We start from the raw sequence: 7,461 nt of genomic DNA, 5'->3' as shown, positions 1-7,461 counted from the left end.
CGTCCCGCCCGTCTTTTAAGGACGGGCGGGACGCCCATCCCACAATAACAATTAAAATTGTAAGTTATTTAATTCGCGATCCTAACGCAACCTAAAGATTCGTCTTAAGGCATTTTTTACCTGTCACTGAAGAGTCTGTACATCAGGATATGCCAGAATTTTTGCATCAGCAGTTAGTAAGGGACACCCGCAAATCCTCGCAGTTGCCACAATGATTTGATCTGCTGGATCGCGGTGAAAACCTGTGAGTTTAGTTGACTCGACAATGAAGGGAATGGTGAGTTCGAGTAGCTGCACTCCGGGATAAGCCAAAGCTTGTTTTAACCACTCATCAACTGTAACGGACAAAGTAAGTCTTCCCATTTCTACTAATTTAGCAACCTCCCAACAAGAAATGATGCTGATTCCTAAACCTTGAGATTGATATTGTTGTATCCAGTCCCGATGTTTCTGAGTCAGTCGTGTGTTATCGTCAACCCACCAAACCCATATATGAGTATCTAGTACAATCATTCTAACACTTGCCAATCTTCCAAGGAAACCGCAGGTTCAAACGGCTCATCATAGCCAATGACAGTGCGTCGCAAAGGATATAGAAAAGTATTTTTCATGGTTTCATTTACCAAATTTAGATAGCTAATGAATTCTCGATATCCATCCAATTCTGTTTGTTCTTCGGGAGTGAGATTTGATGCTTGTTGTTGAGCTGTTAAAGTTTGAATTCGTTCCTGGGTTTGAATAGAAGCGCTAAATATTAAGAGTCCGTTGACCAACTCAATGCGGACAGAACCTTCGCTGGGCAAGCTGTTGGGTAAGTGAGGCAGCTTGATGGGCAAATTAGCAATCATGGCATTAATTGACTGTATTTGATGTTGATTTTTTAATTATACCGATCGCTCTGTTGAATTTGACAGTGGTTGCCATGCTGAAATTATAGGGCGATCGCACTTTGGGAAAAAAGGGCGATCGAGCTTTGACAAGTCCTCATAAATGCCGACACACTGAGTTACGCAAGCTAAAGTAGCAGCGAAGGAGGGATTTGGGATGGCAGACAGCCGATCGCGCTTTGGGAAAATAAGGGCGATCGCTCTTTTTGTTGTTTGGGGAAAAGGGCGATCGCGTTCTGAGTAAAAAAGAAAAACCCTAGCTAAGCCTAGCTTATGAAAAAACTAATCAAGACCAGTTAATCGGTACATTGCGATCAATACCATAACCCTGAGCGGTTAGAGTGTTGTACATACTATCGGTCATTTTGGAATCAAAGTTCGAGTGGTTCATCAGGCTTACAACAGATTCATGGTCAAGACCTAGAGTATGACCAATTTCATGCATTGTTAGCCGAACTAGCAAATTATTATTTACCATCCGGGAAAAATGATTGGGGTTAAACCGAATATTATTGTGATAATCAACTCCATTTATGTCAACATTTGGCCCTGAAAAGTTAGTTCGAGAACTGGAAGCAGATTCCTGATTGGTTTGGGCAACATAATATGCAACATCAGTTGGAGCCTGAACAACTGAAATCTTTAGAACTCCACTAGAGGCCTTATCTTTAGTGATTATTCTCTCCCAATTTTGTGCGGCTTTTTCCATCTGGTTCATTTGTGATTGAGTGAAGCCTCCCTTGGGATAGGAGAGTTGGATATCGATATCTGGATTCCCAACTTTAGGAGTTGGTAGGGTCGTAAGCGTTAGGTTCACCTGATAGTTGGTGATGGCATTGCCATAGGGATAAACTCGAATAAAGTATTCGCCTGCATTGAGTGTTCTCGTGATGGATTCGGCGGAGGTACCACTGTTAGTAGATCTCTGGATGGAGGTACCATTTTTGTCTAGCAGTTGCAGTTCTGCATCTGCTTGTAAACCATTTAGAGTCAGGTTAACTTGACGGGTATTATTCAAGGAAAACCGATAATAATCGTTGAGGTCGCTACCTCCAATAGAGCCTCCTTTATTGGTACTCTCAACAGCAGTGTTTTCTCCAAACCACGCATTAAAGACCTGAGCGGTATTCAGGGTGTCATTGCCATCACCAACAGGTGTTATGGTGATTCTAGGCGTACCATTATTCAGCCATTCGAGAGTGCCCTTCTCAAAACTTTGTCGCCAATTGCCAACATAAGATTCTTCACTGGTAGGTAAGCCTAGCTGACTATTTTGGCCTCCTAAATTCAGGTAATGCCTGCCCAAACTACCGCGAACAGAGTAAGTACCCTGGGCTGAGTGAAATATTGCACCGTTTTGGAAGTTTTGTCGCCATTTACTAGATACAAATTGGTATTCAGCACCCGTAGGTTGACCCAAAGCCTGAGCTATAGCTGGATTTCTGTTGTAAAAAGAACCAATGCTACCTGCTGGGTTTAACTGTTTCTCCACTAGATATTGGTGTCCATCTAATAGAACAGTCGCAGTATCGTCCTCACTCTTCAACCCCTGAAGCTCACCCTGACTCAACCCCTTCCCCTGAACGATCGCCCCAAAAATCGCCCCCTCATCTCCCGGTGAATCCGTAACATTCAACCGCGCATCAACAGAGTGCCCTACCTCTTCCAGCAACACATCCGCCACCGCCCCCGGATTCATTGCATTCCCCGCCAAAAATCCCTTCGATAAATAAATCGTATCCGTCGCTGCTGCAAAAGCCCCATTCGCCCCAGCAATCTCAGCAGACGAGACAACCTTCACCGACGGGATATCGCTAAAATCCCCATGAAACCATCCTTCAGCTAAGGCTTTCGCACCCGCAGCATCCCAGTTTTCCCCAAAAGCCAAATTCATCTTAGCCACGAAATCTGGCGCGGCCGCAAACTTACTCAAATTCCCATAAACCTCAGACATCGCGTGGCCTGTTAGCAAATCGACAGAGCTATCCGGTAAACTGCTGTTGGAGTCCGCGATCGCCCCATTAGCCATCCGGGTTAGCGCAGCATCAGGCAAGATGATATTGTCATAGGCTTCTGGTGTTAAAGTCGGGAGATTAACTTCCTGACCAACACCCCCGGTTAGGACGCGGTTAGCATCTAGCTGCGGGATAATTGCCTTAGTCGGTTCTAGGCTGGCATTCCAAGGCCCGATCGCACTTTCGTTATTAAATTCAGGCGTGAAAAAATTAGACACGTTATTCCCTCGTGTTGATTAGAGACAAGTACATAGACTTGCCCTGTGTTTGCTTAGATTAAATAAACTGTTTGTTGTAAAAGCCGATCGGCCGATCGCCCTCATGAACCCTTAGCCCGGACGAACCGCAACAGTAGCGGTACTTCTCAAGCTCTATTTATCTATCAGGCTGAGTCCGCAAGTTTTATGCAAAATACTGCTTTTTTGTTACAAAACTTTACTTAGCGCCCTCTGACTTTTGCAAATACTAGCTTTGACGTTAGTTGAAGCGATCGCGCCTCCCCGTTAATCTAAGTATTTACACTTATATTTTTAGTCTTAGTATAATACTACACTAGCTACCGATACCAAACAACTAACAAACGCTAGCAATTTCGGTTATGCTATCGTTAGCCACATCTCAACACACCCGACAATGGCATCAAAAGAAGACTTATTTGCCGAAGCCGCCAAACACTGGGACTTAGAAAGACTGTACCAAGCTTTTGCAGAAGCTAAACGGCAAATCTCTCCTCGATCGCGCAGGGGACTAACAGAAACAGAAAAACTTTACCTGCGAGGATTGCTTTCCGGTTGCAGTCCCGCCGAAATCGCCCGCCAACTGTTTCAGACTTCCAAAAGTGCAGAGGTTTATTTATGTAAAACTTTATACCAATATGTTAAAAAACTCGCAGATGTACCTAACGAACCTGTAGGAAATTGGCGCAATATTTGCGATCGGCTACAGGAAGCCGGATATAAAACTCAGTCTTCTCCTGAATTTAAAATAAATAATTCTGTACCTACAGAAGCATTAGTAAAAATAGTTGGTATAGGTGTGATTGAGAAAAATACAATATCAATTGATATTAACATCAGATTAGAATTCCCCTCAACTTCAGAAACTCCGAAAACAGAAAATTTGGATAAAGAGGATTAGATGGGCGATCGCACTTGGGGACAGAAAGTGATCTCGCCCCTCCACAGAGAGGCAAAAATGTTAATAATCTTATAGCTGATAGTTTGAGAAAAAACTTTTTGATAAAATATCAAAATTAAAACTGACCACACCCGCTTCGATTTTACCTAAAACAATCAAATTAGTCAAATTTATGTCTCGATTAAGTATCAGATCGAACAAAAAAGCTCTGGGCTTTGTGCTAGGTTTATTAATTTTTGTTATTTTCATTCCCGGATGTTGGGCTTTAACAAATAATATTGCTCCCACACCAGTACGGCAAGTAAATAACACAGTAGCTGTGCGGGCAGATGTACAAAATACATCAAATTCTCGCTCTTCTTTAGGAGTTGGGCTTAATGGTATTGCTGACTGGTCAACACAATTACCCTTTTTAGATGCTTTCAAATCTTCTAGACAATGGATAACTCAATGCGTTAGCGGACAACCAAACTGTAAAGGTGAATGGGATACAGAGGAGTATAATCTTTTAAACCTTGATGAAAATGGGTGGGTGAAGTCTCTGCCATCCCCCGAAGATGGTCCTAAATATACTAGGGTAAGTACGCTATTACTTAGGGAAATCCCCAATCGCTATCCTTCAGGGCAATATATTGTTACTTATGAGGGTGAAGGTGCGATCGAATATAGCTTTGATGCCAAAAAAGATGAGGCTGCGTCGAAACCAGGGAGGGATATCATTAATGTCGATGCCACACAAGGCGGAGGCATAATGATTATAATTACTGCTACCGATCCCAATAAAACAGGGAACTATATCCGCAATATTAAAGTTGTTCGCTCCCAAGATGAACAGCTTTTTCAAAGGGGTGAAATATTTAATCCGATGTTTATAGACAAGATTAAAAGATTTAGAGTCTTGCGTTTTATGGACTGGATGGGGACAAATGGTTCTGAACAAAAAGAATGGTCAAACCGACCTAAACCAGAGAGTATATCCTATGCTTACAGAGGAAATGTTCCCATAGAAGTTATGGTGAATTTATCTAACAAAGTCCAAGCAGAACCCTGGTTTAATATGCCACATCAGGCTACGGATGAATATATGACTAACTTTGCTAAAATGGTCAAAGATAGTTTAGATCCCAAGCTGAAACTTAATGTAGAGTATTCTAATGAGGTTTGGAATTGGTCATTTCCACAAGCGCATTATGCTTTGAAACAAGGTAAAGCGAGGTGGGGAGATAAAGGCGATGCTTTTATGCAATGGCACGGAATGCGTAGTGCTCAAATGTGCGATATCTGGAAAGGCGTCTTTGGGGTTCAAAAGAATCGAGTTGTCTGCGTGTTAGGAACTCAAAGAGCCTGGAGAGAGTTAGAAACTTATTCTTTAGAGTGTTCCTATTGGGTGGCTGAGGGCAATAAACCTTGTTATCAACACGGTATTGATGCCGTAGCCATAGCTGGATATTTTAGTGGCAACTTGGGCGGTAAAGAAAATGTCAGCACAGTAGAGTCTTGGTTGAATGACGCAGATGGCGGGTTTGGTAAAGCTTTTAAGCAATTAAGAGAGGGCGAACTACTTCCTGGCTTCAAAGATAGTTTGCCCGATGTTGAAAATGACTTTAGGTATTACTTAGATGTGGCCAAAAAAAAAGGTCTCAAGTTATTTGTTTACGAGGGCGGTCAACATATTGTAGGTATTCAAGGAGTTGAGAATAACGAAAAACTGACCAAGTTTTTTATGGAATTAAATAGGCGCCCAGAAATGTATGATATGTACACCCAATTACTCAATAGTTGGAAACAAGCTGGAGGCAGTCTTTTCATGCACTTTGTGGATGTGAGTTCATTTAGTAAATGGGGAAGTTGGGGGGCTTTGGAATATGTGGAACAAAAGGGTTCGCCTAAGTATGATGCCTTGATGGATTTTATTGATAAGAATCCTTGCTGGTGGGATGGGTGTGCTGTTGAGGGATGATGAGGAATTGGGTGCAATCAAGAATCGTTCGATCGCACTTCCTCAAAATCTTCCGCATCCCCCGGCGAACCCTCACCCTCACTACCCCTCAACCGTGGCGATTCCCCATTACTCGCACCCGCACCGTAAAGCCCAGAATACCTATCCTCCAAACCCGAATCCCTCAGCGAAATCGCACTTCTTTGACTCGGCGACAATCTCTCTGTCGATCGACGATTTGTCCCAGAAATCGGTGGCTTGCGAGTTAAAGTTTTCCAAGCAGCCTTAATCCCAGTCACCACGCTGCGAGTAGTTACCTGCACATTTTGCGCCTGCTTTTTGGCGCTACCAATACTTCGATCGACCTGTTTGACAACCTCGCCCGCACTTTGTACTCCCTCGCTGACATCATCCGTCAACTCGCTAATTTCCAGCCCCGTCAACCGAATCGCCTCCAAAGTGGGGGGAAATTCGCGAGAAAGCGTGTCAGCGAGCTTTTCCACGCTGCGGGCCGCCCGGGCCAGCGCTTGCACCGCAGGTATTAAAGTCACTAAAACAGCAGTCAGGCTAACTGCCACTAGCAAAATTGAAAGTCCTAGCCAAAATATGGGATCGCTCACTTGAATCTGGGATTGGGGGTTGAGAATTTCATGCCATTTAGCGGATGGGAGGCCGCGACGGGGGACTCACTTCAGCTTCAGCTTCCGACAGTGTTTGGCGTTCCCGCTGAGTCGCTTCCAAACCTGCCGCGATCGCCTCTTTGAGTCTAATCAAAGTTTCGTCCCAATTTCGGATTGCAGTTTCAGAAAGTCGATCGGCCTGCAACTGCACGCTAGTCGATAAATCTTCCGCCAACTCCGGCAAAGCATCAGCCGATTTTTTCAATATCTGCCGCGTCTCCTTGCCCGGTCGCGGTGCCATCAGCAAGCCAGTCACGGCCCCGATCGCAGAACCCACAAGCAAACCGCCAATAAATAATCCTGAACGTTTAGTTGACATTTGTATAACTTCTCTCTATACACCAATTTTAGGCACGTTTGCCCGATCGCAGCCCTTTACAAAGGTAGAAATATTGTTGAAAACCCTAGGGAGTCAGCACAGGCGGCAATTTTAGGATAGCTTACCTCAAACGTCGATTGCGCCTGGACCAAAGCATCCGTCCCAAACCCAGCAATCCCAAAACTTGCTGAACCTGTTCCAGTTGCAGTTCTAGTTGTTGATAACGCCCTCGTAGTTGGCGGGTACCTTGCTGCCTTTTACAAAGGAAATCCGGCGACGTACTGAGGATATTGCTGCTACAGCGTTCGATTGCTGCGATCCGAATTTCCAAACGTGCGATCGTCCGCCTGATTTTCCACACCTTCGCAGCTATATAAAAGCAAACCAGAGATATTAGTAGATTGATAATTACAACAGCAGTCAGCATTTATTACCTGTTTTAAAACTACTAACATATTCGGCTTTTTATGGCGGGCTAGAAGCC

At 44.0% G+C, this 7,461-nt stretch carries 8 protein-coding genes; 2 read left to right on the top strand and 6 right to left on the bottom strand.

Annotated elements, in window-relative coordinates; all coding sequences use genetic code 11:
• Positions 1-123: 123 nt before the first annotated feature.
• The 3 genes from QUB44_RS25195 to QUB44_RS25185 form a co-directional block, all read right to left on the bottom strand.
• Positions 124-513: a type II toxin-antitoxin system VapC family toxin gene (locus QUB44_RS25195; protein ID WP_333371793.1), complete on the bottom strand. Its 390-nt coding sequence runs from the start codon at positions 511-513 to the stop codon at positions 124-126.
• Positions 510-848 carry a hypothetical protein gene (locus QUB44_RS25190; RefSeq protein WP_333371791.1) on the bottom strand — a complete coding sequence of 113 codons (339 nt, stop codon included), beginning with the start codon at positions 846-848 and terminating at the stop codon, positions 510-512. The genes QUB44_RS25195 and QUB44_RS25190 overlap by 4 nt, the downstream gene beginning before the upstream one ends.
• 325 nt (positions 849-1,173) lie before the next feature.
• A complete protein-coding gene (locus tag QUB44_RS25185; protein WP_333371789.1) occupies positions 1,174-3,120 on the bottom strand; it encodes a pre-peptidase C-terminal domain-containing protein in 1,947 nt (648 codons plus the stop codon).
• Between the two features lie 415 nt (positions 3,121-3,535).
• On the opposite strand from QUB44_RS25185, the gene QUB44_RS25180 reads away from it, so the two are divergent.
• A complete protein-coding gene (locus tag QUB44_RS25180) occupies positions 3,536-4,039 on the top strand; it encodes a DNA-binding response regulator (protein ID WP_333371787.1) in 504 nt (167 codons plus the stop codon).
• Between the two features lie 172 nt (positions 4,040-4,211).
• The gene (locus tag QUB44_RS25175) at positions 4,212-5,999 is read left to right on the top strand and encodes a cellulose-binding protein (RefSeq protein ID WP_333371785.1); all 1,788 of its coding nucleotides are present in this window, start codon (positions 4,212-4,214) and stop codon (positions 5,997-5,999) included.
• A gap of 17 nt (positions 6,000-6,016) precedes the next feature.
• Here the strand turns inward: QUB44_RS25175 and QUB44_RS25170 are convergent, their stop codons facing one another.
• The 3 genes from QUB44_RS25170 to QUB44_RS25160 all read right to left on the bottom strand — a co-directional run bounded on the left by QUB44_RS25170 (position 6,017) and on the right by QUB44_RS25160 (position 7,404).
• Complete coding sequence (locus QUB44_RS25170; protein WP_333371783.1) at positions 6,017-6,598, bottom strand: DUF948 domain-containing protein; 582 nt, start codon at positions 6,596-6,598, stop codon at positions 6,017-6,019.
• A 37-nt stretch (positions 6,599-6,635) separates the two neighbouring features.
• On the bottom strand, positions 6,636-6,977 hold the full coding sequence (locus tag QUB44_RS25165) for a YtxH domain-containing protein (protein ID WP_190663664.1): 342 nt from the start codon (positions 6,975-6,977) through the stop codon (positions 6,636-6,638).
• A gap of 121 nt (positions 6,978-7,098) precedes the next feature.
• Positions 7,099-7,404 (bottom strand): hypothetical protein, encoded by a 306-nt coding sequence (locus QUB44_RS25160; protein WP_333371781.1) that lies wholly within the window; start codon positions 7,402-7,404, stop codon positions 7,099-7,101.
• Between the last annotated feature and the right edge of the window lie 57 nt (positions 7,405-7,461).

The organism is Microcoleus sp. AT3-D2 (assembly GCF_036705715.1).
GTDB lineage: Bacteria > Cyanobacteriota > Cyanobacteriia > Cyanobacteriales > Microcoleaceae > Microcoleus.
This window is presented reverse-complemented; position numbering and strand designations above follow the sequence as displayed.